This window comes from Variovorax sp. FG153 (assembly GCF_057809595.1).
In genome coordinates this window covers 62,587-88,082 of sequence record NZ_JBMDKG010000020.1, presented here as the reverse complement: position 1 = coordinate 88,082, position 25,496 = coordinate 62,587, and the positions used below count along the sequence as shown (strand labels likewise).

Genomic DNA, 25,496 nt, shown 5'->3' with positions numbered 1-25,496 from the left:
CGGCCTCAGCCCCCGCGCGGCGCGGCCAGCTTCTCCTTCACCGCCTGCACCATGCGGTCGCCCAGCACCAGCTGCCCCTGCATCGAGATGTGGGTGTCGTTGGGCATGTAGAAGTCGCGCATCGCGGTCTTCTGCTGCTGCGCGAAGGCGTACAGGTCGGGGCCGAGGCCGGCCTCGCCGAAGGCCTTCACGAAGTCCCGCGAATGCGCGGGCTTGAGATAGGTGGTGGTCTTGTCGGGCACGATCATCCAGAGGATCGGCACCGTGCCGCGCGCCTTGCCGAAGGCCTGCAGCTGCGCCGCGTGCGCGGCCGTGAGTTCGCGGCTGGCCTCGTCCTGGCCCAGGAACAGCGCCATCTCGCAGCGCCGGTTGCTGAACAGCGCGCAGCCGTCGGGCACCGCATGCGCGCGCGTCTGCTGGTCGCAGCCGCTGCGCTTCTTGCCTTCGATGGCCGCGCGCGTGCAGCGCTGCGTGAGGAAGCCGGCGTAGAGCTGGCCCTCCCAGTTGAGCGCGAAGCCCGGCACGCTGTCGAGCGGCGGCGACGGCACCTCGGGATTCGCCGCCAGCGGCTTCTTCATTTCGCGGCAGGCCTGCGAGCGCTCGAGCCGGAAATCGACCAGCCGCTCCACGCTCTCGACGATCACCAGCTTGCCGCGAAAGCCGCCGGCCGCGAGCCAGCCGTCGAAGTCGTCGCACAGCGTCTCGTCGATGCCCTGCCAGTAGGTGGTGGCGACGCCGTATCCGGCCTTCGCGAGCTGCGACTGCCAGCGGTGCGTGGCCGAGAAGCTGTCGCCGATCACCAGGATGTCGGCCTGCTCGAGCGGCACGCCGCGCAGCAGCGCGGGATCGACGTGCGGCGGGTCGATGCGCCAGCCGAAGTCGTGGTCGGAGATGCGCCCGATGCGCGCGAGGTCGCCGTAGGGCGCGGGCGTGAAGAGGGTCTGCAGCAGCAGCCCGACGAGCACGGCATAGCCGATGCCGAAGATCCAGAGCCAGAGCCTGGCGAAGGAAGCGTTCATGGTCATGGCGCGGGCTCCCCGCGCATTTCGGCCTGGAAGCCGTAGGAGTTGGAAAAGACGAGGTCGATGCCCTCGGCGCCATCTTCGCGCAGCCGCAGCAGGTAGCGGGTGCGCAGCGGTTCGCCGAGGATGCGCGCTTCCACGTCGAAGCTGCGCGCATCGCTCCAGCGGCCCCGGGTGGCGACCACCGGCATCGGGCCGCCCGCGGGGCTGGTGCGGAACAGGCCGTCGAGGCCGATCGGCGCGGTGAAGCGCTCGTCGGCGCCGCCGGGGCGGCGCGCGGCGGTCACGACCTCGTAGCGCGGGTTCGCGGGATCGAGCTCGAGCCGCAGGCTGCGCAGCCCGATCGGATTGGCACCGAAGCGCCAGGTGCGGCCCGCGAGGCGCTGCGCCGCCTCGGGCACCGGGCCGGCCTCGGAGGGCTTCTCGGCCGTGGCCTTCGCCACCGCGGCCTCGAGCGCGGCCTGGGCCGCGGCATCGTCGGCGACGGCGCCGCCGGCCTTGACCGACCGCAGGATGCGCTCGATCAGCAGAGGCACCGGCGCCGCGCGCGTGCTCGTGAACACCGCCACCGCGTCGGCCTCGGGCAGCACCACGATGCCCTGGCCGTTGTGGCCCATGGCCATGTAGACGCGGCGCGCGGGCAGGGTCCACCAGCCGTTGGCATAGAAGAAGCCCGGCGTGCCGAGGTCCTTCATCTCGACCGTGGCCGCGAGGTTCTTCGCGACCCAGGCGGCCGGCACGAGCTGGCGGTCTTCCCAGCGGCCGCCGCGCAGGTAGAGCTGGCCGATCTTCGCCATGTCGCGCGGCTGCAGCGCGAGGCCGAAGCCGCCCACGGGCAGGCCCTGCGGGTCCTGGCGCCAGCGCAGGTCGGCGATGCCCAGCGGCTTGAACAGGCGCTCGGCGGCGTAGGCCCGCAGGTCGCCGCCGGTGCGCCGCGCGAGCAGCGCCGACAGCAGTTGCGAGTTGCCGCTGTTGTAGTTGAAGCCGGCGCCGGGCGCCTGCGCCATCGGGCGGCCGCGCACGTAGGCGGCCCAGTCGCTCGCGCGCTCCATCTCGATCAGCGAGACCGGTTTGCCGCGGTCGTTGAGCGGCTCGGTCCAGTCGATGCCCGAGGTCATGTCGAGCAGGTGCGCGACCGTGACCGCGCTGCGCTGGGGATCGGTGGCGCCGTCGAACACCGGGTCGTCGAGGCGCAGCCGGCCGTCCTCGATGGCGATGCCCGCGAGCGTGCCCACCACGGCCTTGGTGACCGAGTTGACCGCATGGCGCAGGCCGGGGCGGAACGGCGCGTAGTAGGCCTCCACCACGATGCGGCCGTGGCGCACCACCAGCAGGCTGTCGAGCTGGTGGGTGGCGCCGAGTTCCACCAGCCGCGCGAGCTCGGCCGGGTCCATGCCCTGCGAGGCGGGCGTGGCGACGGTCCAGCCGGCGGTGGGCCAGGGGCCGTCGTCGGCCGCGGCGGCACCACCCGCGAAGGCGAGGGAGACGGACAGCGAGAGGGCCTGGAGGCCCGCGGCCACGGCATTCGACGCGTTCATCGGCGGCTCGCCCCCAGCCGTTGCGACACCGCGTCGGCGCAGCCCTTGAGCGCGGTGCCGATGGCGCCGTCCCAGGTCGTGTCGAAGATGCCGGCCGGGCCGATGGCGGTGATCGCGAGCACGATCGCGCCCGTGTGGTCGAACACCGGCGCGGCCATGGCGCTCACGCCCTCGATCACCTCGCCGTCGGAACGGCTGATGCCGTGCGCGCGCACCTCCTGCAACTGGCGCTCGAAATCGGCCCACGAGGGCAGCGGCTGCACCGGCGGCATGCCGGCCGGCGGCGCGGGCTCGGCCTTGCGCTGCTTCTGGCGCAGGCGCTCGGCCTCGAGCAGTTCGCGCACGCGCTCGGCGTCGAGGTAGGCCGCGAACACCCGGCCCGAGGCCGTGTTGGTCAGCGAGAACACCGTGCCGTGGCGCATGTTGACGTGCACCGGCGAGGGCGATTCGGCCGTGCGCACGATGGTCGCGCCGCGCGCGCCCCAGACCGCCAGCGCGATGGTGTGGCCGGTCTGCTGCGCGAGCTGGGCGATGGCCGGCGTGGCGATGTGCACCGGGTCGGCCTGCTGCAGGCTGATCAGGCCCAGTTGCAGCGCCAGCGGGCCGAGCAGATAGTGGCCGCTCGCGCGGTCCTGCTCGATCAGCCCCAGCCGGCCGAAGCTCACCATGTAGGGATGGGCCTTGGCGGGCGTCATGTCGGCCTCGCGCGCCAGGTCCTTGAGCGCCATCGGCCGGCCGTGGTGCACCAGCGCGCGCAGCAGCTGGCCGCCGACCTCGATGCTCTGGATGCCGCGCTGGGCGCGGTCGGCGTCAGGTTGTGCTTCGTTCATGGAGTGGGGATTAGACATGAAGCGATTCGCGGCTTACACTCGCGGAAATTCGTTAACCGCAAATTCGTTCGATTTAGACGAATTCACGATCCACCCACTCACTCCACCGGAGACACACGATGAGCCAAGCCAAGAAATTCGCCAGCCAGGCCGACATGGAAGAGAAGAAGGTCACCTTCAGCCAGATCTCGGAGCACGCCTGGGCCTACACCGCCGAGGGCGACCCGAACACCGGCATCGTGATCGGCGACGACTGCGTGCTGGTGGCCGACACCCAGGCCACGCCCGCGATGGCGGCCGACGTGGTGCGCCGCATCCGCGAGGTGACCGACAAGCCGATCAAGTACGTGGTGCTCACCCACTACCACGCGGTGCGCGTGCTGGGCGCGGCCGGCTACGGTGCCGAGCACATCCTGGCGAGCCAGGACACGCGCGACCTGATCGTCGAGCGCGGCGAGCAGGACAAGGCCAGCGAGATCGGCCGCTTCCCGCGCCTGTTCCAGAACGTCGAGACCGTGCCGCCGGGCCTGACCTGGCCCACCATGACCTTCACCGGCAAGATGACCCTGTGGCTCGGCAAGCTCGAGGTGCAGCTGCTGCAGCTCGGCCGCGGCCACACCAAGGGCGACACCGTGGTCTGGCTGCCGCAGGAACGCGCGCTGCTCTCGGGCGACCTGGTCGAGTTCGGCGCCACGCCGTACGCGGGCGACGCCTATTTCAAGGACTGGCCGCAGACGCTGGACAACGTCGCCGCCCTCAAGCCCGCCGCGCTGGTGCCGGGCCGCGGCGCCGCGCTGACCACGCCCGAGGCCGTGGCCGAGGGCCTGACGGGCACGCGCGACTTCATCGCCGACGTCTACGCCAGCGTGCAGGAAGGCGTGAAGGCCGGGCGCGACCTGAACGCGGTCTACAAGGACACCTACGAGAAGCTCAAGCCCAAGTACAGCCAGTGGGTGATCTTCGACCACTGCATGCCGTTCGACGTGAGCCGCGCCTACGACGAGGCCTCGGGCCATGTCGACCCGCGCGTGTGGACCGCCGAGCGCGACGTGGAGATGTGGAAGGCGCTCGAAGGCTGAGACGGGCGCTCCCTCCCCGCCGAGGGAGCGGCAGGACAGAAGAGACGGAGACAACGGACGTGAACGCACTCGCCACCGAAGCCGCGCAGGTCGATTACCAGAGCCTGCGCTTCGACTACCGCCGCCACCCCGACCAGGACGCGGCCCCGCCCGCGCGCCACCCGGTGGTGGTGGTCGGCGCCGGCCCCGTGGGCCTGGCGCTGGCCATCGACCTCGCGCTGCGCCAGGTGCCGGTGGTGCTGCTCGACAACGACAACACCCTGTCGACCGGGTCGCGCGCGATCTGCTTCGCCAAGCGCACGCTCGAGGTCTTCGACCGGCTGGGCTGCGGCGACCGCATGGTCGACAAGGGCGTGTCGTGGAACATCGGCAAGGTCTACTTCCACGACGAGCAGGTCTACCGCTTCGACCTGTTGCCCGAGCCCGGCCACGAGCGCCCGGCCTTCATCAACCTGCAGCAGTACTACGTCGAGGGCTACCTGGCCGAGCGCGCGGCGCAGCTGCCGCTGATCGACATCCGCTGGAACAACAAGGTCACCGGCATCGCGCAGGACGCCGATGGCGCGACGCTGACCGTGGAAACGCCCGAGGGCGAGTACCGGCTGGCCGCCGACTACGTGAGCGCCTGCGACGGCTCGCGTTCGAACCTGCGCCAGCTGCTGGGCCAGGAATCGAAGGGCCGCGTGTTCCGCGACCGCTTCCTGATCGCCGACATCACGATGGACGCGCAGCTGCCGACCGAGCGCCGCTTCTGGTTCGACCCGCCCTTCCATCCGGGCCAGAGCGTGCTGCTGCACAAGCAGGCCGACGGCATGTGGCGCATCGACTTCCAGCTCGGCTGGGAGGCCGACCCGGTGGAGGAGCGCAAGCCCGAGCGCATCGTGCCGCGCGTGCGCGCGCTGCTCGACAGCATCGGCCACGCGGGCGTGCAGTTCGAGATCGGTTGGGCCAGCGTCTACACCTTCGCCTGCCAGCGCATGGACAGCTTCCGCCACGGCCGCGTGCTGTTCGCGGGCGACTCGGCGCACGGCGTGTCGCCGTTCGGCGCGCGCGGCGCCAACTCGGGCGTGCAGGACGCCGACAACCTGGCCTGGAAGCTGGCCGCCGTGGTGCGCGGCGAGGCGCCCGATGCGCTGCTCGACAGCTATGCCGGCGAACGAGAGTACGCGGCCGACGAGAACATCCGCAACTCCACGCGCGCCACCGACTTCATCACGCCCAAGAGCGAGGTCAGCCGGCTGTTCCGCGACGCGGTGCTGGCGCTGACGCGGCGGCACGCCTTCGCGCGCACGCTGGTCAACAGCGGCCGGCTGTCGGTGCCCTCGGTGCTGCGCGGCTCGCCGCTCAACACGCCCGACGTGGAAGGCGACGGCTTCGCGGGCGCGATGGTGCCGGGCGCGGCCGCGGCCGACGCGCCGGTGGCGCTCGCCGACGGCGGCAGCGGCTGGCTGCTGCGCGAGCTCGGCCGCACGCACGGCTTCACGGCGCTGGTGTTCGGCGATGCCGACGACGCGGCGGTCGCGCGGAGCCTGCGCGCCATCGAGGCCGCGGCGCTGCCGCTGCGCACCGTGCGCGTGCCCGCGGGCGAAGCGAGCGAACTGGCCGTGCGGCGCTACGATGCGCGGCCCGGCACCGTCTACCTGCTGCGCCCCGACCAGCATGTGAGCGCGCGCTGGCGCGCGCCATCGTCCGCGCAGATCCGCGCGGCCTTCGACCGCGCGCTCGGCAAGGCCTGAGACCACACGCAGCGAGACATTGCCATGACCGCATCCACCCCCACGCTGATCACCGACGCGCACCTCGAGGCGCCCGACGATTTCTACGAAGCGCTGATCGAGGCGCACCAGGGCCTGAGCACCGAGGAGAGCCACGCGTACAACGCGCGCCTCGTGCTGCTGCTGGCCAACCACATCGGCTCGCTGCCCGTGCTGCGCGAAGCGCTCGCGGCCGCGAAATGAACACCACCCAGTGAGGACACCATGACCGCCGCAACTCCCGCCACCGAGCGCCGCTACCAGAGCGGCTTCGGCAACGAATACGCGTCCGAGGCCGTGCCCGGCGCGCTGCCGCAGGGCCGCAACAACCCGCAGCGCGGGCCCTTCGACCTCTACACCGAGCTGCTCTCGGGCACCGCCTTCACCGCGCCGCGCCACGAGAACCGCCGCACCTGGCTCTACCGCCGCCAGCCCTCGGTGGTGTCGGGCCGCTACCAGCCCTATGCGCAGGCGCACTGGACCACCGGCGCCGACCGCGAGATCGCGCTGCCGCCCGAGCCGCTGCGCTGGCATCCGCAGCCGCTGGACGGCGCGGCCGGGCACGACTTCGTCGACGGCATGCACACCATCGCGGCCAACGGCGATGCCGAGTCGCAGGTCGGCATCGGCTCGCTGATGTACCTGGCGGGCCGCTCGATGGACAAGCGCGCCTTCGTCAACGCCGACGGCGAGATGCTGGTGGTGCCGCAGCAGGGCCGGCTGGTCATCACCACCGAGCTCGGCGTGCTCGAGGTGAAGCCCGGCGAGATCGCGCTGCTGCCGCGCGGCATGGCCTTCAAGGTTGCGCTGCCCGACGGCCTCTCGCGCGGCTACGTCTGCGAGAACTACGGCGCGCACTTCCGCCTGCCCGAGCTCGGCCCGATCGGCTCGAACGGCCTGGCCAACGCGCGCGACTTCCAGGCGCCGGTGGCGGCCTTCGAAACGGAAGAAGGCGGCTACGAGATCGTCAAGAAGTTCGGCGGCCGCTTCTGGCACGCGCCGATGAAGCAGACGCCCTTCAACGTGGTCGCCTGGCACGGCAACCTCGCGCCCGTGAAGTACGACACCGCGCATTTCATGGTGATCGGCTCGATCAGCTTCGACCATCCCGATCCCTCGATCTTCACCGTGCTGACCTCGCCCAGCGACACGCCCGGCACCGCCAACTGCGACTTCGTGATCTTCCCGCCGCGCTGGATGGTGATGGAGAACACTTTCCGTCCGCCGTGGTTCCACCGCAACCTGATGAGCGAGTTCATGGGCCTGGTGCTCGGCGAGTACGACGCCAAGCCCGGCGGCTTCAAGCCCGGCGGCGCGAGCCTGCACAACAGCATGGTGCCGCACGGCCCCGACGAGGAAGCCTTCGACAAGGCCACCCACGCCGACCTCAAGCCGCACAAGCTCGACAACACGCTGGCCTTCATGTTCGAGAGCCGCTACCGTTTCATCCCGACGAACTTCGCGCTGCAAAGCAAGGCGCTCGACACCGACTACGCCGACTGCTGGGCCGGCCTCAAGGACCAGTTCAAGCCATGAACCCCGTCTTCGCACTGACGCGCCGCGCCGCGGTCCTCGCGCTGCTCGCCGCGCCCCTGTTCTCGCAGGCCGCGGACTTCCCCACCAAGCCGATCCGCTTCATCGTGCCCTACACCCCGGGCGGCACCACCGACCTGGTGGCGCGCACCGTGGGCCAGAAGGTGTCGGAGAAGCTGGGCCAGCCGGTGCTGATCGACAACCGCGGCGGCGCGGGCGGCAACATCGGCATGGATGCCGTGGCCAAGGCCGCGCCCGACGGCTACACCATCGGCTTCGGCGCCATCTCGACCAACGCGCTGAACCCGCACATCTACAAGTCGATGGCCTTCGACCCGCGCAAGGACTTCACGGCCATCAGCCTGCTGGGCACCTCGACCATCGTGCTCGAAGTGCCGGCGGCCTCGCCGATCAAGTCGGTGGCCGACCTGATCGCGGCCGCGAAGAAGACTCCGGGCATGCCCTACGCCACCGCGGGCGCGGGCACCTCGATGAACCTGGCCGGCGTGATGTTCGCGCAGATGACCGGCACCGAGCTGACGCACGTGGCCTACAAGGGCAGCGGCCCGGCCATCACCGACATGCTGGGCAACAACATCGGCCTGATGTTCGACAACCTGCCGGCCTCGCTGCCGCACATCCAGGCCGGCAAGCTGCGCGCGCTGGCCGTGGCCGGTCCCACGCGCTCGCCCTCGCTGCCCGAGGTGCCGACCATCGCCGAGGCCGGCCTCAAGGGCTATGCGCTCGAGCCCTGGTTCGGCGTCTACGGCCCCGCCAACCTGCCGGCGCCGATCGTGAAGGTGCTCAACGAGGCCTTCGTGGAGGCGCTCGCGCAGCCCGACGTGAAAGCCAAGCTGGCGCAGGCCGGCTTCTCGCCGCGCGGCTCGAGCGCGCAGGAACTGGCCACGCTCACGCAGACCGAGTACCAGCGGCTCGGCGAGGTGGCGAAGAAGGCCGGCATGACGGCCGAGTGAACCGAACACAGCAACGAAAGACACATCCATGACCACCGCACTGAACGCCACCCACGACCCGAAACTGCGCAGCTGGGTCGCCTCGGCCAATGAAGCCGGCAGCGACTTCCCGATCCAGAACCTGCCCTTCGGCCGCTTCCGCGCGGCCGGCAGCACCGAGGCCTTCCGCATCGGCGTCGCCATCGGCGACCAGGTGCTCGACCTGCGCGCCGCGGGCCTGGTCGACAGCGACGACATGAACGCGCTGATGGCCGCGGGCACCAAGGAGCGCCAGGCGCTGCGCGCCGCGCTCTCGGCCGGCCTCGCCGAAGGCAGCGACAAGCAGGCCGCCTGGTCGAAGGCGCTCGTCGCGCAGGCGCAGGCCGAGATGACCGTGCCCTGCCGCATCGGCGACTACACCGACTTCTACACCGGCATCCACCACGCGACCACCATCGGCAAGCTGTTCCGTCCCGACCAGCCGCTGATGCCCAACTACAAGTGGGTGCCGATCGGCTACCACGGCCGCGCCTCGTCGATCGGCGTGAGCGGCCAGGTCTTCAAGCGCCCGCAGGGCCAGACCAAGGCACCCGATGCCGCCGAGCCCAGCTTCGGTCCGTCGAAGCGCCTGGACTACGAACTCGAGCTCGGCTTCCTGGTCGGCCGCGGCAATGCGCTCGGCGAGCCGATCGCCATCGGCGAGGCCGAGGAGCACCTGTTCGGCGTGACCCTGCTCAACGACTGGTCGGCGCGCGATCTGCAGGCCTGGGAGTACCAGCCGCTCGGCCCCTTCCTCGCGAAGAACTTCGCGAGCACGCTGTCGCCGTGGATCGTGACCATGGAAGCGCTCGCGCCCTTCCGCGCGAAGTTCGAGCGGCCCGAGGGCGATCCGCATCCGCTGCCCTACCTCGACGCGCCGTCGAACCGCGCAGCCGGCGCGCTCGACATCACGCTCGAGGTGCTGCTGCAGACCGCGAAGATGCGCGAGGCCGGCGAGGCGCCGGTGCGCCTCACGCTCGGCAACACCACCGAGGCCGCCTACTGGACCGCGGCACAGCTCGTGACCCACCACACGGTGAACGGCTGCAACCTGCAGCCCGGCGACCTGCTGGGCTCGGGCACGCTCTCGGGCCCGAAGCCCGACCAGGCCGGCTCGCTGATGGAGCTCACGCTCGGCGGCAAGCAGGCGGTGACCTTGCCCAACGGCGAGAAGCGCACCTTCCTCGAGAACGGCGACACGCTGGTGATGCGCGGCTGGTGCGAGCGCGCGGGCGCGGTGCGCATCGGGCTCGGCGAGGTCAGCGGCACGGTGGTCTGACGCCACCGGCGTTCGTCCTGCACAAGACAGTGAAGGCGGTGAAGGCGGCAACGCCTTCACCGCCTTTTTCACGTCAGGGCCTCAGGGCTTCGGCGCCACCACGAGCGCGAGGCCGTCGGGATTGCGCGGGTCGGACACCGGCACCGGCGCATTGCCCACGACCTGGATCGCCTGGATGTTCTGGCCGCCGGCCAGTCCGTCCTGCATCGTCCAGCCGCGTGCGCGCAGGTTGTCGGCCGTGGCCGCGGGGAAGCGCTCGGCCTCGTAGTAGATGACGTTGTCGGGCAGCAGCTGGTGGTGGAAGCGCGGTTGCGCCTGCGCCTGGTCGAGCGGCAGCTTGTAGTCGAGCACGTTGACCAGCACCTGGTAGACCGCCGTGAAGATGCGCGAGCCGCCGGGCGTGCCGAGCACCAGCGCGAGCTTGCCGTCCTTCACCGCGATGGTCGGGCTCATCGACGACAGCGGGCGCTTGTTGGGCTGGATCGAGTTGACATCGCCGCCGACCACGCCGAACTGGTTCGGCACGCCGGGCTTGGCGGAGAAGTCGTCCATCTCGTTGTTGAGCAGGAAGCCCGCGCCCTCGACCACGATGCCGCTGCCGAAGCCGCCGTTGAGCGTGTAGGTGATGGCCAGTGCGTTGCCCCACTTGTCGACCACCGAGAAGTGCGTGGTCTGCGGCTTCTCGCCGGTGCTGACCGGCGGCACGGGGTCGGTGCCGAGGCCGGGCTTCACCTTGGCCAGCGGCGTCGGCGTGGCGGGGTTGACCTCGGCCGCGCGGCCCTTGAGGTAGTCGTCGGCCAGCAGCTTCAGCATCGGCACCTGGTAGAAGTCCGAGTCGCCGAGGTACTGCGCGCGGTCCGCGAACACGCGCTTCTCCATCTCCGCCGTCAGGTGCACGTACTGCGCCGAGTTGAGCGGCGCCTTGGCGAACTGCGGCTCGAGGTCCTTCTTCATCTTGAGCAGTTGCCCAATGCCGAAGCCGCCCGAACTCGGCGGCGGCGCGGTGTAGACCGTGTGGCCGTTCCAGTCGATGGCCACGGGATCGCGCCACACCGCCTGGTAGTTCTTCAGGTCGTTCTTGCTGATGAGGCCGCCGGTGCGTCCCATCTCGGCCACCAGCAGGTCGGCCGTCTTGCCGGTGTAGAACTCGCTGCCGCCGTTGTCGCTGATGCGCTGCAGCGTGTCGGCCAGCTCGGCCTGCTTGAACAGCTGGCCCTTGATCATCTTGCCGCCGAAGTACTTGTTGAAGTTCGAGCGGCTGTTGACGGTGGTCAGCTCGGCCGTCGAGTACGCGACGAAGCCGTTGCGCGCATAGGCGATGGCCGGTGCCAGCACCTGCGCCCAGCTGAGCTTGCCGAAGCGCTGGTGCGCGGTCCACATGCCCGCGACCGAGCCCGGCACGCCCGCGGCCAGCGAGCCGTCGAGGCTCAGGCCCGGGATCACGTCGCCGTTCTTGTCGAGGTACATGGTGGGCGTGGCCGCGCCCGGTGCCTTCTCGCGGAAGTCGAGGAAATAGGGCTTGCCGTTCATCCAGGTCGTCATGAAGCCGCCGCCGCCGAGGTTGCCCGCCTCGGGCAGTGTGACGGCGAGCGCGAAGGCCGTGGCGACGCCGGCATCGACGGCATTGCCGCCCGCGTCGAGGATCTGCTTGGCGGCGGCCGCGCCGAACTGGTCGGGCGATGCCACCGCGCCCGCGTTGAGCGTGGTGCTCTCGGCCGGAGGCGCCGGTGGCGCGGCGGGAACGACGGGGGCGAAGGCGGTGCCCGATCCGCCACCGCCGCAAGCGGAAATACCGATGGTGGCGAACAGGATCAGGGAATGAAATGCGCGGCGCGACGTGGCGTGCGTGAAGGGCACTGTGAGTCTCCTCAAGTTGTGAATCTCTGGCATGCTCGCCAGGCTTTTTTGGGGGGTGCGCACTCCCGGGGGCGGACTGTAGTGCCCGGTCCTGCCAGCGTCTAACGAAAGATTTTCGATTTACCTATTCCGGATCCTCATGGAGACAAGAAAGCTGGCGCACCTGATCGAATTGGCGATGACCGGCTCCTTCAGCCGCGCGGCCGCCAACCTGCATCTCACGCAATCGGCGCTGAGCAAGAGCATCCAGTCGCTCGAGGCCGAAATCGGCGTGCCGCTGATCGAGCGGCTCGGGCGGCGCTGCACCACCACCGCCGCGGGCTCGCTGGTGGTCGAGCGCGCGCGCCGGCTGCTGGTCGACGTCGACAACCTCTCGGTCGGCGTGAGGGACGAGGCCGTGCTCGAGGGCACGCTGCGCGTGGGCTTCGGTGCCGGCCCCGGCGCGTGCATGAGCGCGGACTTCATCAACCACGTGCTCGAGGCGCATCCGCGCGTGAAGCTGCTGGTGCGCCGCGGCACGGCGCGCTTCCTCATGGGTGCCCTGCGCGACCGCTCGATCGACGCCGTCCTGATCGACGCGCGCTCGCTGGTGCTGTCCGACGAGCTCGTGGTCGAGCGCCTGGGCGGCCTCGCGGGCGGTGCCATCTGCCGCGTCGGCCATCCGCTGGCCGCGCGCGCGGCGGTCACGATGCAGGACCTGCTGCAGTACCCGATCCTCAGCACCGACGTGTCGGACGAGGTGGCGACGCTGACGAAGGAGCACTACGGCCTGAACGACGACGTGCGCCACTCGACCACCGTGGAGTCGGAGGAACTCGAGCCCCTGATCGCCGCGACCGCGCGCTCCGACGCGATCTTCTTCGGCGCGCTCGCGGCCGCCGGCGAGCAGATCGCCGCGGGCCGATTGCGGCGCATCACGGTCGAGTCGCAGCTCGAGCTGTCGATCCCGGTCGCGCTCGTGCGGCTGGCCAGCAAGGGCGAACAGAAGCTGGTGCAGGTGGTGCGCGAGTTCGCGGCCCATTGGTTCGCGGCGCGGGAGACCCCATGAAGCCTTCTTCGTCGCGCATCGCGAAGCGCGTGCTGGCGAGCGCGCTGGCCGGTCTCGCCTTCGGCGCGCTCGCGCAGGAGCAGACCATCCGCATCGGCCTGGTCGCGCCCATGAGCGGCGCACTGGCCGTCTCGGGCAAGGCCAACCAGAAGGGCGGGCAACTGGCCGTGGACGAACTCAATCGCCAGCAGTTGCGCATCGGCGGGCAACGCGCGCGCTTCGAGCTGATGGCCGAGGACGACGCTGGCGATCCGAAGCAGGGCACCGCGGCCGCGCAGAAGCTGGTGGACGCCAGGGTCCACGGCGTGGTCGGCCACCAGACCTCGGGCTCGGCCATTCCCGCCTCGCGGCTCTACAGCGAGGCCGGCATTCCGCAGGTCTCGCCTTCGGTCACGGCACCCAGGTACACCGACCAGGGCTTCAAGACCACCTTCCGCATCGTCGCGGGCGACGCCAGCATCGGCGACGCGATCGCCACCCATGCGGTGCAGCGGCTGCGCATGAAGCGCTTCGCGATCGTCGACGACCGCAGCTCCTACGGCCACGGCATCGCCGAGGAGTTCGCCAAGGCCGCCGTGCGCGCGGGCGGCACCATCGTCGGCCGCGAACATGCGAGCGACAGGAGCAGCGACTTTTCGGCCATCCTCACGACGATCAAGGCGCAGCAACCCGATGCGATCTTCGTCGGCGGCATGTACGCGATGGCCGGCCCGATGCTGCGCCAGATGAAGCAGCTCGGGCTCGGTGCCGGCATGCTCGGCGGCGACGGCATCTGCGACAACGAGCTGCTGCGCCTGGCCGGCGGCGCGGCGCGCGACGACCAGGTGTTCTGCGCGGCCTCGGGCGAGATCGAGGACGACCGCGAAGGCCGGCTGCGCGACTTCCGGAAGGCCTACCGCCAGCGCTTCGACATGGACCCGGAGCTGGTCTCGCTGTATTCCTACGACGCGGTGAAACTGCTCGCGGATGCGATGCGCCGCGCCGATTCCGCGAACCCCGAGACCTACCTGCCCTTCCTGGCACGCACGCGCGACTACGCCGGGCTCACGGGCAGGATCTCCTTCGATGCGAAGGGCGACCTGCTGCATCCGCAACTGGCGCTCTACACCTTCAGGCACGGCGTGCGCGCGCACCTGGCGACGGTCCAGATGCCGTAGCGCGCGCGGCCGCTGCGAGCTTTCGTACTCCTCGCGCGACCGGATCGCCCGCCGCGCGCCGCGTGTCATATCCCGGCCATGAAAGCTTCATAAGGTCATCGCAGCACCTGGGGCCACACCGTCTTGCGCTCCAGCGATCGACGGCCATCAGGTCACGGGGAGACCAGAAGGAATGAACCGCAGCTTCATCGCCCACAGTCCGCTGGGCGAGCGCGTGAAGTTTCGCTCGATGACGGGACAGGAGCGGATCTCCACGCTGTTCGAATCGCGCGTGCGCCTGGTCGCCGACACGCCCGGCATCGCCGCCCGGAGCGTGCTCGGCAAGGACATGACGATCGAGATCGACCTCGCGACCGAGCTCGGCGGCGCGGGCCGGCGCTTCATCAGCGGCCAGGTCACGCGCTTCGCGCGCGTGGGCAAGGACGACGGCGACATGCATGTCTACGAAGCCGTGCTGCGCCCCTGGCTCTGGTATGCCACGCGGCGCTCGGACTTCAAGATCTTCCAGTTCAAGACCGTGCCCGAGATCGTGCAGGAGGTGCTCGCGCCCTATGGCTTCGCGATCGAACCCAAGCTCTCGGGCAGCTACCGCAACTGGGACTACTGCGTGCAGTACGGCGAGACCGACTTCGACTTCGTGAGCCGGCTCATGGAGTCCGAGGGCATCTACTACTTCTTCGCGCATGCAAAAGGCAGCCATCAGCTCGTGCTGTGCGACGGACCGGGCTCGCATGCGCCGCTGCCCGCCGGCCCGGTGAAGGTGCCCTACCACGCGGGCGTGCTCGCGGCGCAGATCCTCGAGCAGGACTTCATCGACAGCTGGCACCACGCCGAGGACATCGCCTCGGGCCATTTCGCGGCCGACGACTACGACTTCAGGAAGCCCCACGCCGAGATCGACACGCTGCGCCGCCAGCCCGCGGGCCATGACCACGACAGCTACGAGCGCTACGACTGGCCCGGCGGCTACACCGAACTCGGCGACGGCGAGAACTACGCACGGCTGCGGCTCGAACAGCAGATCGGCCGGCGCGAATCGATCGAAGCCGAAGGCAACCTGCGCCACATCGCGCCCGGCTACCTGTTCGACCTCGCGCGCCATCCCGATGCCGAGGACAACCGCCGCTACCTGATCGAGGCCGCGAGCCACGACTTCCAGGAGAACGCGCTGCGCGTGGCCGCCGCCGGTGCCGCCTACGGCGAATCGACCAGCAGCACCAGCTACCGCCAGGCCTTCGCGGTGGTGCCCGACAGCGCGCCCTACCGCGTGCCGCGCCTCACGCCGCGCCCGCGCACCACCGGCCCGCAGACCGCGGTGGTGGTGGGCCCCGCGGGCGAGGAGATCTACACCGACGAGTACGGCCGCATCAAGGTGCAGTTCCACTGGGACCGCTACGGCCAGCGCGACGAGAACGCCTCGTGCTGGATCCGCGTCTCGCAGACCTGGGCCGGCGGCGGCTACGGCAGCATGCAGATCCCGCGCATCGGGCAGGAGGTGATCGTCGACTTCCTCAACGGCGATCCCGACCACCCGATCGTCACCGGCTGCGTCTACAACGCCGCGCAGATGCCGGCCTGGGAGCTGCCGCGCCACAAGACGCAGTCGGGCATCCAGACGCACTGGAGCAAGGGCGGCGGCGGCAAGCACATGCTGCGCTTCGAGGACCAGCGCGGCAGCGAGCACATCGAGCTCTCGACCGACCATGGCGCCACCCACCTGCACATGGGCTACCTGATGAACCAGGGCTCGGAGGTGCAGCGCAGCTACGGCTTCGAGCTGCGCACCAACGAGTGGGGTTCGATCCGCGCCGACAAGGGCCTGCTCTTGACCACCTACACGCAGGACTTCACGCAGAAGATCTCGCGCGACAACCCCGACGGGCACGAGCAGCTCGGCGCCACGCTGGCCCAGAGCCAGGCCCTGATGCAGGAGGCGGGCCAGGCGATGGCCGCCACGAAGTCGCTGGTCGGCGCGCTGGCGCGCGGCAAGAACCAGCAGCTCGTGGGCCTGGTGCAGGGCGTGCAGTCGGCCGGCGGCACCTCGCAGGCGGTGGCGGCGCTCGCGGCCGCGGGATCGCCCGAGGGCGGCGTGTCGGACGATGCGGACCCCTCGATGGACGAGGCGCAGCAGATGCTGGGCCTGTCGCGCAAGATCGACAAGCCGGTGGTGTCGATCGTGAGCCCCGAGGGCCAGACCATGATCAGCCCCAAGCCCATCGTCGTGAGCTCGGGCCGCAGCGTGTCGATCCGCGCGCAGTCGGCCATGACGCTGACCAGCGGCGCGCAACTCACGCAGCTCGCCAAGACCGGCATGGTGACGCAGGTCAGCACCGGCGGCCAGGTCAACGTGGTGTCGGCCGGCGACATCGTCTCGCGCGCCAGCGAGGGCGCGATGAACCTGCTGTCGAAGAACGATGCCACGCTGGCCTCGACGAGCGAGAACGCGAACCTGTTCGGCAGGAAGTCGGTGATCGTGAATGCGGCCGAGCAGGACGTCTTCGTGCTCGGCAAGACCAGCATCTCGCTGCTCTGCGGCGAATCGTCGATCGTGCTGCTGGCCGACGGGACCATCCGGATCAAGGGCAAGACCGGCGTCTTCGAGTTCTCCGACACGCTGGACCAGACGGGCCGCAACAAGATCCTTCTCAACTGCTGAGGCGCGCCCGCCGGAAAGCCGAATGCACTATCACTTCCAACGCGGCACCGTCGAGGTCCCCGACCACTACAACGACCGCACGATGCACGTGCTGGTGCCCGCGGGCGCCGGCTTCACCTTCATCATCAGCCAGGACGAGCTCGAGCCCGGCGAGTCGCCCGAGGCCTTCGTGCAGCGCCAGCTCGGCAACCTCGCGCGCCAGGTCACGAAGTTCGAGGAGACCGCGCGCGAGGCGATCTTCCTGGGCCCGCCCGAGCAGGGCGTGCAGGGACTGCGCATCGAGTTCAGGTACCGCCAGCGCGGCAGCTTCTCCTACCAGTGCCAGGGCATCTTCCCGTTGTCCGACCGCAAGACGCTGCTGACCTTCACCGCCAGCGCCGCCGCGCCCTTCGACGCACCGCAGCTGCAGCTGTGGCGGCAGATGGTGGCGAGCGTGGCGCTGCGCCGGTAGGCCCCGCAGCGCGAGCCGCGCCATGCCCGAAGCCGCGCGCATCGACGACGCCATCGGCCATGTCTCCGTGTGGGCCCGGCTCGCGCGCGTGGGGTTGCGCGTGGCCGCGGGCATGGCCGAGGCGGTGCTCGTGGGCGCGGCGATCGTGGGCGTGGCCGCGCTCATGTCCACGCCGGTCGGCTGGTGCGGCGCGATCTTCGCGGGCGGGCTGATCGCCGGCTTCGTCGGCGGCGCGACCGGCTGGAGCGACTACAAGGAAAAGAAGATCAAGGAGCTGACCGAGGACATCGGCTCGCCCACGGTCACCGGCGCCATCAGCCGCATGGGCTCGCCCGACGTGCAGGTCAACGGCAAGGCGGCCGCGCGCGCGATCGCGGACTCGGGCGCCTGCTCGAGGCACTCGGGCCCGATCCCGATCGCCGAAGGATCGGACTCGGTGTGGATCAACACCTTCCCGGCCGCGCGCAAGGGCGACAAGCTGCAGTGCTCGGCCGCGATCGTCGAGGGCAGCGCCAACGTGTTCATCGGGGGCGCGAAGACCGCCTACATGGAGATCGCCGACGACAAGGAATGGTGGGAGACCGCGCTGGAGATCGGCATCGGCCTGGCCATGGGCCGCGGCAGCTTCGGCGCGCGCCTCGGCTGCCTGGGCATGGGCATGCTCGCCAACATGGCGGCCGACCGGCTGGGGCGCGGCTTCCGCTCGCTGATCGGCTATCCCGTGCATCCCGCGACGGGCGGCAAGATCCTGACCGGCGAGGCCGACACCGACTTCGTGCTGCCGGGGCCGCTGCCGATCGTCTGGAAGCGGCGCTACAGCAGCCACGACCGCCGCGCCGACGGGCCGTTCGGCACCGGCTGGAGCGTCGCGCCCCATGGGGTGAGCCTGCGCGTGCAGCCCGGCGCGGGGCCGCGCGCGCTGGTCTACACCGACGAGGCGGGCCGCGAGGTCGAGATGCCGGCCCTGCAGCCCGGCCACGGCCTCTTCAACGTGGCCGAGATGTTCTCGATCGGCTGCACGCCCGGCGGCCACTACGAAGTGACCACGCTCGAGGGCCTGCTCTACCAGTTCGGCGCGCCGGCGGCGCCCGAGGTCGCCGAGACGCTGCCGCTTCGGCGCCTGCGCGACCGCAACGGCAACTGGATCGCCTGCCGCCACGACGCGGCGCGGCGCCTCGCCGAGATGGCCGACAGCATCGGCCGGCTGCTGCGCTTCGACTACGCGGGCGACTCGCGGCGCGTGCAGGCCATCCACCTCGCCAAGGGCGCGGAGGACGAGATACCGGGCCTGCTGGTGCGCTACGGCTACGACGCCAACGCACAGCTGGCGACGGTGATCTCGCGCGAGGACCGGCCGCTGCGGCGCTTCGCCTACACCGACGGCCTGATGACATGGCAGGAATCGGCCGGCGGCTTCTCCTGCGGCTACGAATGGGAACCGGCGGACGCGGCCACCGGGCCCGAGGGCGACCGCCGCGTGCTGCGCCACTGGACCGGGGACGGCGAGCACTGGGACATCGCCTATGCCGAGGCTTCGGGCCCGGACGCGGCGGGCACCACCGTCGCGACCGACCAGCTCGGCCGGCGCTCGAGCTGGTGCTGGGATGCCGGCTACAACCTCACGCGCTACGTCGATCCGCTGGGCCACGCATGGACCCTGCAATGGGACGCGGACCGGAAGCTGCGCAGCGTGCGCAACCCGGGCGGCGGCGAGCTGCGCTTCGCGTACAACGCCCATGGCATGCCGGTGGCCGAGACCGATCCGCTGGGCCGCAGCACGCGCACGCTCTGGGACGACCGCTGGTTCGAGCCGCGCAAGATCACGCTGCCCGACGGCCGCAGCTATCTCTTCGAGTACGACGACCGCGGCAACCACACGGTGCTCATCGATCCCGCGGGGCAGGAAACCCGCTACGCCTACGACCGCTTCGGCCTGCTCGAGGCGGTGACCGATGCCCTCGGCGGCACCAGCCGCCTGCGCTGGAACCGGCGTGCGCAGGTCGTGGCGCGCACCGACTGCTCGGGCAAGACCACCCGCTTCGCCTACGACGCCTGGGGCTTCCCGCAGTCGGTGACCGACGCCGCCGGGCAGTCCACGCGCTTCGTCCACGACGCGATGGGGCGGCTGCTCTCGATGTCGCAGCCCGACGGCTCGCACCATGCCTATCGCTACGAAGCGGCCGGCCGCCTGGTCGGTGCCGTCGATCCGCTGAGCCGCGGCACGCAGCTGGTGCTGAACGCGCGCGGCCAGCCCACGCTGCAGCAGGACGCGCAGGGCCGGCGCATCGAGCTGCACTACGACGGCGGCCATCGGCTGCATGCGCTGGTCAACGAGAACGGCATGCACTTCCGTTTCGCGCACGACGAGGCCGACCGCGTGGTGGAGGAGCATCGCGCGGGCGGCACGCGCGTGTGCATCGAGTACGACGCCAATGGCTGGCCGTCGGCGGTCGTGCACTACCCGGGCATCGGCGACGAGGACCTCGCGCTCGACGGGGGCGCGGATGGCGGCACGCGCACGCAGCCGCTGCGCACCGAGTTCGTCCGCGATGCCGCGGGCCGGCTGGTGGAGAAGCGCACCGCGCGCCATCGCTACCGCTACCGCTACGACGCGCTCGACCAGCTGGTGGAGGCCTGCAAGCTCGCGCCCGCGGAGGCCGGCGGCGAGCCGCGCGCGCTGCATCGCGTCGCCTTCGAGTACGACCGCCTCGGCAACCTCGCGGCCGAGACCGCCATCGACGAGACCACCGGCGAGCGCCATGCGCTGCGCCACGAGCACGACGCGCTGGGCAACCGCACGCGCACGCTGCTGCCGGCGCTGGGCGACGGCGGCGTCCAGCGCGCGCTGAACTACCTGCACTACGGCTCGGGCCACCTGCACCAGATCAACCTCTGGCAGCGGCACGGCGACGCGCCCGCGGAGCACGCCCTGGTCAGCGACATCGAGCGCGACGACCTGCACCGCGAGGTGGCGCGCACGCAGGGCCGGCTGGCCACGCGCTTCGCCTGGGATCCGCTGGGGCGCCGCGTGGCGTCGTGGTGCCGCGCGGCATCGCTGGGCGAGGCCTTCACGCCGCGCGACGCCGGCTGGCGCGAGGCGATGGACAGCGTGGGCACCGCGCGCGCCCGGGTTCTCGACGGGCTGATGAAGGAATACGGCTACGACCTCGCCGGCGAACTGCGCCATGCGCGCCATTCGCTGCAGGGCCGCACGGAACACGGCTACGACGCCACCGGCCGCATCGAGGCCACGCGGCGCGTGCCGCGCGCGGCATCGGGCGCGGCCGCGAACGAGGAACGCTTCGCCTACGACCCCGCCGGCAACCTGCTCGACAGCGCGATGGCCGGCGCCCGGGGCCCGGGCTACGTGCGCGACAACCTCGTGCGCGTGTTCGAGGACAAGCGCTACGACTACGACGGCCACGGCCGCCTCGTGCGCAAGCGCGCGGGCCGCCACACCGAGCAGCGCTTCGAGTGGGACGAGGAGCACCGCCTGCTCGCGGTGCGCACCACGCGCCGGCCCGGCACGCCGCAGGCCGTGACGCAGCACACGCGCTTCGACTACGACGCGCTCGGCCGCCGCGTGGCGCGCCACGATGCCTTCGGCAGCACCCGCTTCGTGTGGGAAGGGCTGCGGCTGCTCGAGGAGCGGCGCGGCGGCCACGCGACCAGCTACGTCTACGAGCCCGACTCCCACGTGCCGCTGGCGCGGCTCGACGCCGGGCAGGACACGGCCGGGCGCGAGGCCGGCGAGCTTCGCTACTTCCACACCGCGCCCTCGGGCCTGCCCGAGGAGCTGAGCGACAGCGAGGGCCGGCTGTGCTGGCGCGCCAGCTACCGGACCTGGGGCGCGACGGTCTCGGAGCAATGGGAGACGGTGGCGCTGGACGGGCGGCCCGCCGTGTCCGGCGCGCCGGCGTCCCCGCCGCTCGAGCAGAACCTGCGGCTGCAGGGCCAGTACCTCGACCGCGACACCGGCCTGCACTACAACACCTTCCGCTTCTACGACCCCGACATCGGCCGCTTCATCGGTCCCGACCCGATCGGGCTGAGCGGCGGCATCAACCTCGGCAGCTACGCACCCAACCCCTACGGCTGGATCGATCCGCCGGGCTGGGCCGGCGGCCTGTGGGGCGGGCCGGGGCAGCCGGCGAGCTTCGACACCTGGTTCGACAACGCCAGCGTGGCCGACGTGCGCGAGGCGATGGCCAACCCCGCCTCGCGCGACGCGATCCACACCGCGCTGCGCAACGGCGGCGGCGCGCACGAGTGGTTCCCGGTGTCGATGGCCGACAAGGCCAAGGAGCTGGGCTTCTCGGCACAGGAACTCAAGAAGCTCACCACGCCCACGCGCGAGGTCTGGTTCCAGAACGTGCCCGATCCGCGCAACCCGGGCGAGACCCTCTCGGGCCCGCACTCCACCGGCGCCGCACTGCCCGAGGGCCAGTCGGGCCGCGCCAGTTCGCTCGCGCACAAGATCCTCTTCGCCAAGCTCGCCGGCGCCACCTCCAAGGCCGGCGCGCTCGCGCGCATCCGCAACTTCGCGAACAAGTACACCCGCGGAGGAAAATCCTCCATCGGCAAGTGCTAGCCCGCCACCGCATCGAGGCCACCCCATGATCGACAGCAGAACCCCCGGCATCGTCTCCGTCTGGATGGGCACCACCCGCCAGTCGCTCGAGGACTTCAACCAGTACACCGAAGGCATGGAGACCGCGGGCTCGGGCTGCCCCGCACATGCGGACTTCGGCTGCGACTTCATCGACTCGGACGTGTTCGTCGCCTATCTCGCCGCGGGCGGCGCGGCGGTGCCGGTCGAGGACCTGGCCGAGGAGGTCGACGTCTCCACCAACGAGGCCGTGGCCGCGATCGCCGCGCGCTGCCACGAGCTCGGCATCGACAGCGCCAACGCGCTGTACTACTGGGTGAACTGCACCTTCACCGAGGAGCAGCCGGGACGGCTCTACAACGGGCTGCGCTTCATCGGGGCCTTCGACGACCGGAAGAAGCGCAAGCGCTGAGCGCCGGCCCCGGGGAAAGCCCCCTGCCCCCAGTCCGTCACGCTTGATACGATTTTTCCGCAAACGCCCATTCCACAGGCGTCGGAGACAAGATGGACCTGGACATCCCCAGCGGCGCCGCCGAGGCGCTGTACCGCACCATGGTGCGCATCCGCGCGTTCGAGAACGCGGCCGAGACGGCCAGCCAGGGCGGCGTGAGCGCCTATGGGCAGCAGGCCGGCGGCGCGGCCAAGGTGCGCGGGCCGCTGCACCTGTCGACCGGGCAGGAGGCGGTGCCGGCCGGCGTCTGCGCGCACCTGCGCGCGAGCGACTACCTCACCTCCACGCATCGCGGCCACGGCCACACGCTGGCCAAGGGCGCCGACCTCGCGCGCATGATGTGCGAGCTGTTCGGCAAGGCCACGGGCTTCAACGGCGGCAAGGGCGGCTCGATGCACATCGCCGATTTCTCGGTCGGCATGCTGGGCGCCAACGGCGTGGTGGCGGCCGGGCTGCCGATCGCGGTGGGAGCGGCGCATGCGCAGAAGGTGCTGGGCCAGGGCGACGCGCTCACGGTCTGCTTCTTCGGCGACGGCGCGATCAACCGCGGCCCCTTCCTCGAGGCGCTGAACTGGGCCCGCGTGTACGAGCTGCCGGTGCTGTTCGTCTGCGAGGACAACCGCTGGAGCGCGACCACCGCGAGCGGTCCGATGACCGCGGGCGAAGGCGCCTCGGCGCGCGCCGAAGCGCTGGGCATCGCGGCCACGCAGGTCGACGGCAACGACGTGTTCGCGGTGCACGCGGCCGCGGCGCGGCTGGTGGCCGAGGTGCGCGGCGGCGGCGGACCGCGGCTGCTGCATGCGCTGACCTACCGCGTGAAGGGCCACGTGTCGGTCGACCTCGCGGCCTATCGCGATCCGGCCGAACTGGCGGCGGCGCTCGAGACCGATCCGCTGGCCCGCGCGCGCGGCCGGCTGCTGGAAGCCGGGCTCGAGGCGGCGGCGCTCGATGCGATCGAGAACGCGGCCACGGCCGAGGTCGAGGCCGCCCTGGCCACCGCCGACGCGGCGCCCTGGCCCGAGGCCGGCGCCGCCTTCACCGACGTGCAGACCACGGGAGCCGGGCAATGGCACTGAACGCAGCGAACAGCGTGGAAGAACTCAGCTATTCCGAAGCCGCCGTGCGCGCGATCGCGCGCGAGATGGAAGCCGACGCGCGCGTGGTCGTGCTCGGCGAGGACGTGGGCCGCGGCGGCATCTTCGGCCAGTACAAGGGGCTGCAGCAGCGCTTCGGCGAGCGGCGCGTGATCGACACGCCGATCAGCGAGGCCGCGATCATGGGCGCGGGCGTGGGCATGGCGCTCGCGGGCCTGCGGCCGGTGGTCGAGATGCGCGTGGTCGACTTCGCGCTGTGCGGCATGGACGAGCTGGTGAACCAGGCCGCCAAGAACCGCTTCATGTTCGGCGGCCAGGGCCGCGTGCCGCTGGTGGCGCGCATGCCGGGCGGCATCTGGGACGCCTCGGCGGCGCAGCATTCGCAGTCGCTCGAGGCCTGGTTCGCGCACCTGCCGGGCGTGGTGGTGGTGAGCCCGTCGACGCCGCAGGACAACCATTCGCTGCTGCGCGCGGCGCTGCAGTGCGGCGACCCGGTGGTCTACATCGAGCACAAGACGCTGTGGGGCGCGCGCGGCCCGGTCGACGAGACGCTGGCGGTGCCGCTGGGCAAGGCGGCGCGCATGCGCCAGGGCGATGCGCTCACGCTCGTGAGCTGGAGCCGGCAGGCGCAGGTCTGCGCCGAGGCCTGCGAGCGGCTCGCGGCCGAGGGCATCGCGGTCGACCTGATCGACCTGCGCACGCTGTGGCCCTGGGACCGCGAGACGGTGTTCGAATCGTGCGCGCGCACCGGCCGGCTGCTGGTGGCGCACGAGGCGGTGCAGGCCGCGGGCTTCGGCGCCGAGATCGCGGCCAGCGCGGCCGAGGCCACGGGCTGCCGCATCGCGCGGCTCGGTGCGCCGCGCATTCCGGTCGGCTATGCGCCGGTGCTCGAGGCGCAGTCGCGCGTGGGCGTCGACGCCATCGTCGCGGCGGCGAAGAAGCTGGCGGGCTGACACGCGCCCCGCGCACCCATGGACCCGCTGTTCTTCAAGCTGGTGCGCGTGGTCAACCTCACGGCGCGGCCCTTCCACGAACGCGTGGGCCGCGAGCACCAGCTCACGCTCAACGAGTGGCGCACGATGGCGGTGCTGGGCGCGCAGCCCGGGCTCACCGCCTCGCAGGTGGCCGACCAGACCGGCCTCGACAAGATGGCGGTGAGCCGCGCGCTGGCCGGCCTGAAACGTCATCGGCGCGTGCAGTGCCGCGAGGATCCGACCGACCAGCGCAGGAGCCGGCTGCACCTCACGGCCGCGGGCAAGGCGTTGCACGCAACTGTGAGCGAACTGGGCCGCGAACGCGAGGCCGCGCTGTTCGCGGGCGTGGGCGCCGACGAGCTCGCGCGGCTGGGCAGCACGCTCGACCGGCTGATCGCCTCGGTGAGCGGCGACGCGGAGACCCAGGCCCAGGCTCATGCGCCGGCGGTCGCGCGCAGCCGCTCGAGCACCGGCAGCAGCTCCGAGGGATCGGGCCGCTGCGTGTAGTCCGGGTTGACCTCGGCATAGGCGATGGTGCCGTCGCGCGCGATCACGTAGCGCGCGGGCATCGGCAGGGTCCAGCTCGGCTCGCCGTTGACCACCGCGAGGTCGTTCCTGAACACGTCGCGGTAGAGGTCCTGCAGGTAGCCCGGAAGCGCGAAGCGCAGGCCGAAGGCGGCGGCCACGGCATTGCCGGTGTCCGACAGGATCGGGAAGGCGAGCTTGTTGTCGCGCGCCGACTTGCGGCTGTTCGAGGGCGTCTGCGGCGACACCGCCACCAGTTGCGCGCCGAGCGCCTGCAGGCCCGGCAGCGCTTCCTGCAGCGCCTGCAGGTCCAGGTTGCAGTAGGGGCACCAGACGCCGCGGTAGAAGGTCAGCACCAGCGGGCCCTGGGCCAGCAGCTCCTGCGACGACCAGGCGCGGCCGTCGGCGTCGTGCAGCGTGAAGACCGGGGCGCGATCGCCGGCGCGCAGCGCGCGGTCGGCGGCGCCCGAGGCGATCAGCTCGTCGGTGGCGCGGTGCATGGGCTCGTGGATGAAGGCGGGCGCGTTCCACGGCGGGCCGCCGGCTTCGAAGTTGGCGCGGAAGGCGGCGAGTTTCTCGGGCAGTGACATGGCGATTTCTCCAGCAGGTTGAAGGCACCGGCGGTGCCGTGCCGTCACTGTCTTTGA

General features: G+C 71.2%; 20 protein-coding genes. 15 read left to right on the top strand and 5 right to left on the bottom strand.

All coding sequences use genetic code 11. The features are described from left to right. Nucleotides 1-5: 5 nt before the first annotated feature. Genes ACODT0_RS21715 through ACODT0_RS21705 form a run of 3 tightly spaced genes read right to left on the bottom strand, consistent with a single transcriptional unit; the run spans nucleotide 6 to nucleotide 3,390 of the window. Complete coding sequence (locus ACODT0_RS21715; protein WP_057593184.1) at nucleotides 6-1,019, bottom strand: alginate O-acetyltransferase AlgX-related protein; 1,014 nt, start codon at nucleotides 1,017-1,019, stop codon at nucleotides 6-8. 2 nt (nucleotides 1,020-1,021) lie between these two features. Next, nucleotides 1,022-2,560: a serine hydrolase domain-containing protein gene (locus ACODT0_RS21710; protein WP_489042242.1), complete on the bottom strand. Its 1,539-nt coding sequence runs from the start codon at nucleotides 2,558-2,560 to the stop codon at nucleotides 1,022-1,024. Continuing rightward, entirely contained in the window at nucleotides 2,557-3,390 is an 834-nt protein-coding gene (locus tag ACODT0_RS21705) for an IclR family transcriptional regulator (RefSeq protein WP_057593182.1), read from the bottom strand. Before ACODT0_RS21705 ends, ACODT0_RS21710 begins: the two co-directional genes overlap by 4 nt. A 119-nt stretch (nucleotides 3,391-3,509) precedes the next feature. Here ACODT0_RS21705 and ACODT0_RS21700 point away from each other — a divergent pair, with 119 nt between their 5' ends. Genes ACODT0_RS21700 through fahA form a run of 6 tightly spaced genes read left to right on the top strand, consistent with a single transcriptional unit; the run spans nucleotide 3,510 to nucleotide 10,027 of the window. Further along, on the top strand, nucleotides 3,510-4,469 hold the full coding sequence (locus tag ACODT0_RS21700) for an MBL fold metallo-hydrolase (RefSeq protein WP_057593181.1): 960 nt from the start codon (nucleotides 3,510-3,512) through the stop codon (nucleotides 4,467-4,469). Between the two features lie 59 nt (nucleotides 4,470-4,528). Further along, nucleotides 4,529-6,205, top strand: a complete 1,677-nt coding sequence (locus tag ACODT0_RS21695; protein WP_489042241.1) for an FAD-dependent oxidoreductase — start codon at nucleotides 4,529-4,531, stop codon at nucleotides 6,203-6,205. 24 nt (nucleotides 6,206-6,229) lie between these two features. Further along, nucleotides 6,230-6,427 (top strand): DUF2783 domain-containing protein, encoded by a 198-nt coding sequence (locus ACODT0_RS21690; protein ID WP_057593179.1) that lies wholly within the window; start codon nucleotides 6,230-6,232, stop codon nucleotides 6,425-6,427. 21 nt (nucleotides 6,428-6,448) lie between these two features. Further along, entirely contained in the window at nucleotides 6,449-7,759 is a 1,311-nt protein-coding gene (gene hmgA / locus ACODT0_RS21685; RefSeq protein ID WP_057598158.1) for a homogentisate 1,2-dioxygenase, read from the top strand. Next, nucleotides 7,756-8,730, top strand: a complete 975-nt coding sequence (locus tag ACODT0_RS21680; protein ID WP_489042240.1) for a Bug family tripartite tricarboxylate transporter substrate binding protein — start codon at nucleotides 7,756-7,758, stop codon at nucleotides 8,728-8,730. The genes hmgA and ACODT0_RS21680 overlap by 4 nt, the downstream gene beginning before the upstream one ends. Nucleotides 8,731-8,758: 28 nt before the next feature. After that, nucleotides 8,759-10,027, top strand: a complete 1,269-nt coding sequence (gene fahA, locus ACODT0_RS21675; protein ID WP_489042239.1) for a fumarylacetoacetase — start codon at nucleotides 8,759-8,761, stop codon at nucleotides 10,025-10,027. Nucleotides 10,028-10,108: 81 nt separating this feature from the next. Here the strand turns inward: fahA and ggt are convergent, their stop codons facing one another. Beyond that, the gene (gene ggt / locus ACODT0_RS21670) at nucleotides 10,109-11,917 is read right to left on the bottom strand and encodes a gamma-glutamyltransferase (protein ID WP_479671047.1); all 1,809 of its coding nucleotides are present in this window, start codon (nucleotides 11,915-11,917) and stop codon (nucleotides 10,109-10,111) included. A gap of 106 nt (nucleotides 11,918-12,023) precedes the next feature. Here ggt and ACODT0_RS21665 point away from each other — a divergent pair, with 106 nt between their 5' ends. The 9 genes from ACODT0_RS21665 to ACODT0_RS21625 all read left to right on the top strand — a co-directional run bounded on the left by ACODT0_RS21665 (nucleotide 12,024) and on the right by ACODT0_RS21625 (nucleotide 24,831). Beyond that, a complete protein-coding gene (locus ACODT0_RS21665) occupies nucleotides 12,024-12,932 on the top strand; it encodes a LysR family transcriptional regulator (RefSeq protein WP_489042238.1) in 909 nt (302 codons plus the stop codon). Further along, complete coding sequence (locus tag ACODT0_RS21660; RefSeq protein ID WP_489042237.1) at nucleotides 12,929-14,089, top strand: branched-chain amino acid ABC transporter substrate-binding protein; 1,161 nt, start codon at nucleotides 12,929-12,931, stop codon at nucleotides 14,087-14,089. The genes ACODT0_RS21665 and ACODT0_RS21660 overlap by 4 nt, the downstream gene beginning before the upstream one ends. Before the next feature lie 172 nt (nucleotides 14,090-14,261). Then, on the top strand, nucleotides 14,262-16,745 hold the full coding sequence (locus tag ACODT0_RS21655; protein ID WP_489042236.1) for a type VI secretion system Vgr family protein: 2,484 nt from the start codon (nucleotides 14,262-14,264) through the stop codon (nucleotides 16,743-16,745). Nucleotides 16,746-16,767: 22 nt separating this feature from the next. Continuing rightward, a complete protein-coding gene (locus ACODT0_RS21650) occupies nucleotides 16,768-17,196 on the top strand; it encodes a DcrB-related protein (RefSeq protein WP_057593172.1) in 429 nt (142 codons plus the stop codon). Between the two features lie 22 nt (nucleotides 17,197-17,218). Next, complete coding sequence (locus ACODT0_RS21645) at nucleotides 17,219-21,787, top strand: RHS repeat-associated core domain-containing protein (RefSeq protein ID WP_489042235.1); 4,569 nt, start codon at nucleotides 17,219-17,221, stop codon at nucleotides 21,785-21,787. A 25-nt stretch (nucleotides 21,788-21,812) separates the two neighbouring features. Beyond that, nucleotides 21,813-22,217, top strand: a complete 405-nt coding sequence (locus ACODT0_RS21640) for an immunity 22 family protein (RefSeq protein WP_261213083.1) — start codon at nucleotides 21,813-21,815, stop codon at nucleotides 22,215-22,217. A 92-nt stretch (nucleotides 22,218-22,309) separates the two neighbouring features. Beyond that, on the top strand, nucleotides 22,310-23,332 hold the full coding sequence (locus ACODT0_RS21635) for a thiamine pyrophosphate-dependent dehydrogenase E1 component subunit alpha (RefSeq protein WP_395349720.1): 1,023 nt from the start codon (nucleotides 22,310-22,312) through the stop codon (nucleotides 23,330-23,332). After that, nucleotides 23,323-24,303 (top strand): alpha-ketoacid dehydrogenase subunit beta, encoded by a 981-nt coding sequence (locus ACODT0_RS21630; RefSeq protein WP_489042234.1) that lies wholly within the window; start codon nucleotides 23,323-23,325, stop codon nucleotides 24,301-24,303. Before ACODT0_RS21635 ends, ACODT0_RS21630 begins: the two co-directional genes overlap by 10 nt. Before the next feature lie 18 nt (nucleotides 24,304-24,321). Continuing rightward, the gene (locus tag ACODT0_RS21625; protein ID WP_413762080.1) at nucleotides 24,322-24,831 is read left to right on the top strand and encodes a MarR family winged helix-turn-helix transcriptional regulator; all 510 of its coding nucleotides are present in this window, start codon (nucleotides 24,322-24,324) and stop codon (nucleotides 24,829-24,831) included. Here ACODT0_RS21625 and ACODT0_RS21620 read toward each other — a convergent pair. Next, nucleotides 24,759-25,439 carry a peroxiredoxin-like family protein gene (locus ACODT0_RS21620; protein WP_057593167.1) on the bottom strand — a complete coding sequence of 227 codons (681 nt, stop codon included), beginning with the start codon at nucleotides 25,437-25,439 and terminating at the stop codon, nucleotides 24,759-24,761. The two genes, ACODT0_RS21625 and ACODT0_RS21620, sit on opposite strands and share 73 nt — an antisense overlap. Nucleotides 25,440-25,496: the final 57 nt, after the last annotated feature.

What these genes read in the sequence shown, in the direction of transcription:
- ACODT0_RS21620 (WP_057593167.1), bottom strand. Translation starts at nt 25,439, where the DNA reads ATGTCACTGCCCGAGAAACTCGCCGCCTTCCGCGCCAACTTCGAAGCC.
- ACODT0_RS21680 (WP_489042240.1), top strand. Translation starts at nt 7,756, where the DNA reads ATGAACCCCGTCTTCGCACTGACGCGCCGCGCCGCGGTCCTCGCGCTG.
- ACODT0_RS21630 (WP_489042234.1), top strand. Translation starts at nt 23,323, where the DNA reads ATGGCACTGAACGCAGCGAACAGCGTGGAAGAACTCAGCTATTCCGAA.
- ACODT0_RS21655 (WP_489042236.1), top strand. Translation starts at nt 14,262, where the DNA reads ATGAACCGCAGCTTCATCGCCCACAGTCCGCTGGGCGAGCGCGTGAAG.
- hmgA (WP_057598158.1), top strand. Translation starts at nt 6,449, where the DNA reads ATGACCGCCGCAACTCCCGCCACCGAGCGCCGCTACCAGAGCGGCTTC.
- ACODT0_RS21645 (WP_489042235.1), top strand. Translation starts at nt 17,219, where the DNA reads ATGCCCGAAGCCGCGCGCATCGACGACGCCATCGGCCATGTCTCCGTG.
- ACODT0_RS21635 (WP_395349720.1), top strand. Translation starts at nt 22,310, where the DNA reads ATGGACCTGGACATCCCCAGCGGCGCCGCCGAGGCGCTGTACCGCACC.
- fahA (WP_489042239.1), top strand. Translation starts at nt 8,759, where the DNA reads ATGACCACCGCACTGAACGCCACCCACGACCCGAAACTGCGCAGCTGG.
- ACODT0_RS21650 (WP_057593172.1), top strand. Translation starts at nt 16,768, where the DNA reads ATGCACTATCACTTCCAACGCGGCACCGTCGAGGTCCCCGACCACTAC.
- ACODT0_RS21710 (WP_489042242.1), bottom strand. Translation starts at nt 2,560, where the DNA reads ATGAACGCGTCGAATGCCGTGGCCGCGGGCCTCCAGGCCCTCTCGCTG.
- ACODT0_RS21715 (WP_057593184.1), bottom strand. Translation starts at nt 1,019, where the DNA reads ATGAACGCTTCCTTCGCCAGGCTCTGGCTCTGGATCTTCGGCATCGGC.
- ggt (WP_479671047.1), bottom strand. Translation starts at nt 11,917, where the DNA reads ATGCCAGAGATTCACAACTTGAGGAGACTCACAGTGCCCTTCACGCAC.
- ACODT0_RS21625 (WP_413762080.1), top strand. Translation starts at nt 24,322, where the DNA reads ATGGACCCGCTGTTCTTCAAGCTGGTGCGCGTGGTCAACCTCACGGCG.
- ACODT0_RS21690 (WP_057593179.1), top strand. Translation starts at nt 6,230, where the DNA reads ATGACCGCATCCACCCCCACGCTGATCACCGACGCGCACCTCGAGGCG.
- ACODT0_RS21660 (WP_489042237.1), top strand. Translation starts at nt 12,929, where the DNA reads ATGAAGCCTTCTTCGTCGCGCATCGCGAAGCGCGTGCTGGCGAGCGCG.
- ACODT0_RS21700 (WP_057593181.1), top strand. Translation starts at nt 3,510, where the DNA reads ATGAGCCAAGCCAAGAAATTCGCCAGCCAGGCCGACATGGAAGAGAAG.
- ACODT0_RS21640 (WP_261213083.1), top strand. Translation starts at nt 21,813, where the DNA reads ATGATCGACAGCAGAACCCCCGGCATCGTCTCCGTCTGGATGGGCACC.
- ACODT0_RS21705 (WP_057593182.1), bottom strand. Translation starts at nt 3,390, where the DNA reads ATGAACGAAGCACAACCTGACGCCGACCGCGCCCAGCGCGGCATCCAG.
- ACODT0_RS21665 (WP_489042238.1), top strand. Translation starts at nt 12,024, where the DNA reads ATGGAGACAAGAAAGCTGGCGCACCTGATCGAATTGGCGATGACCGGC.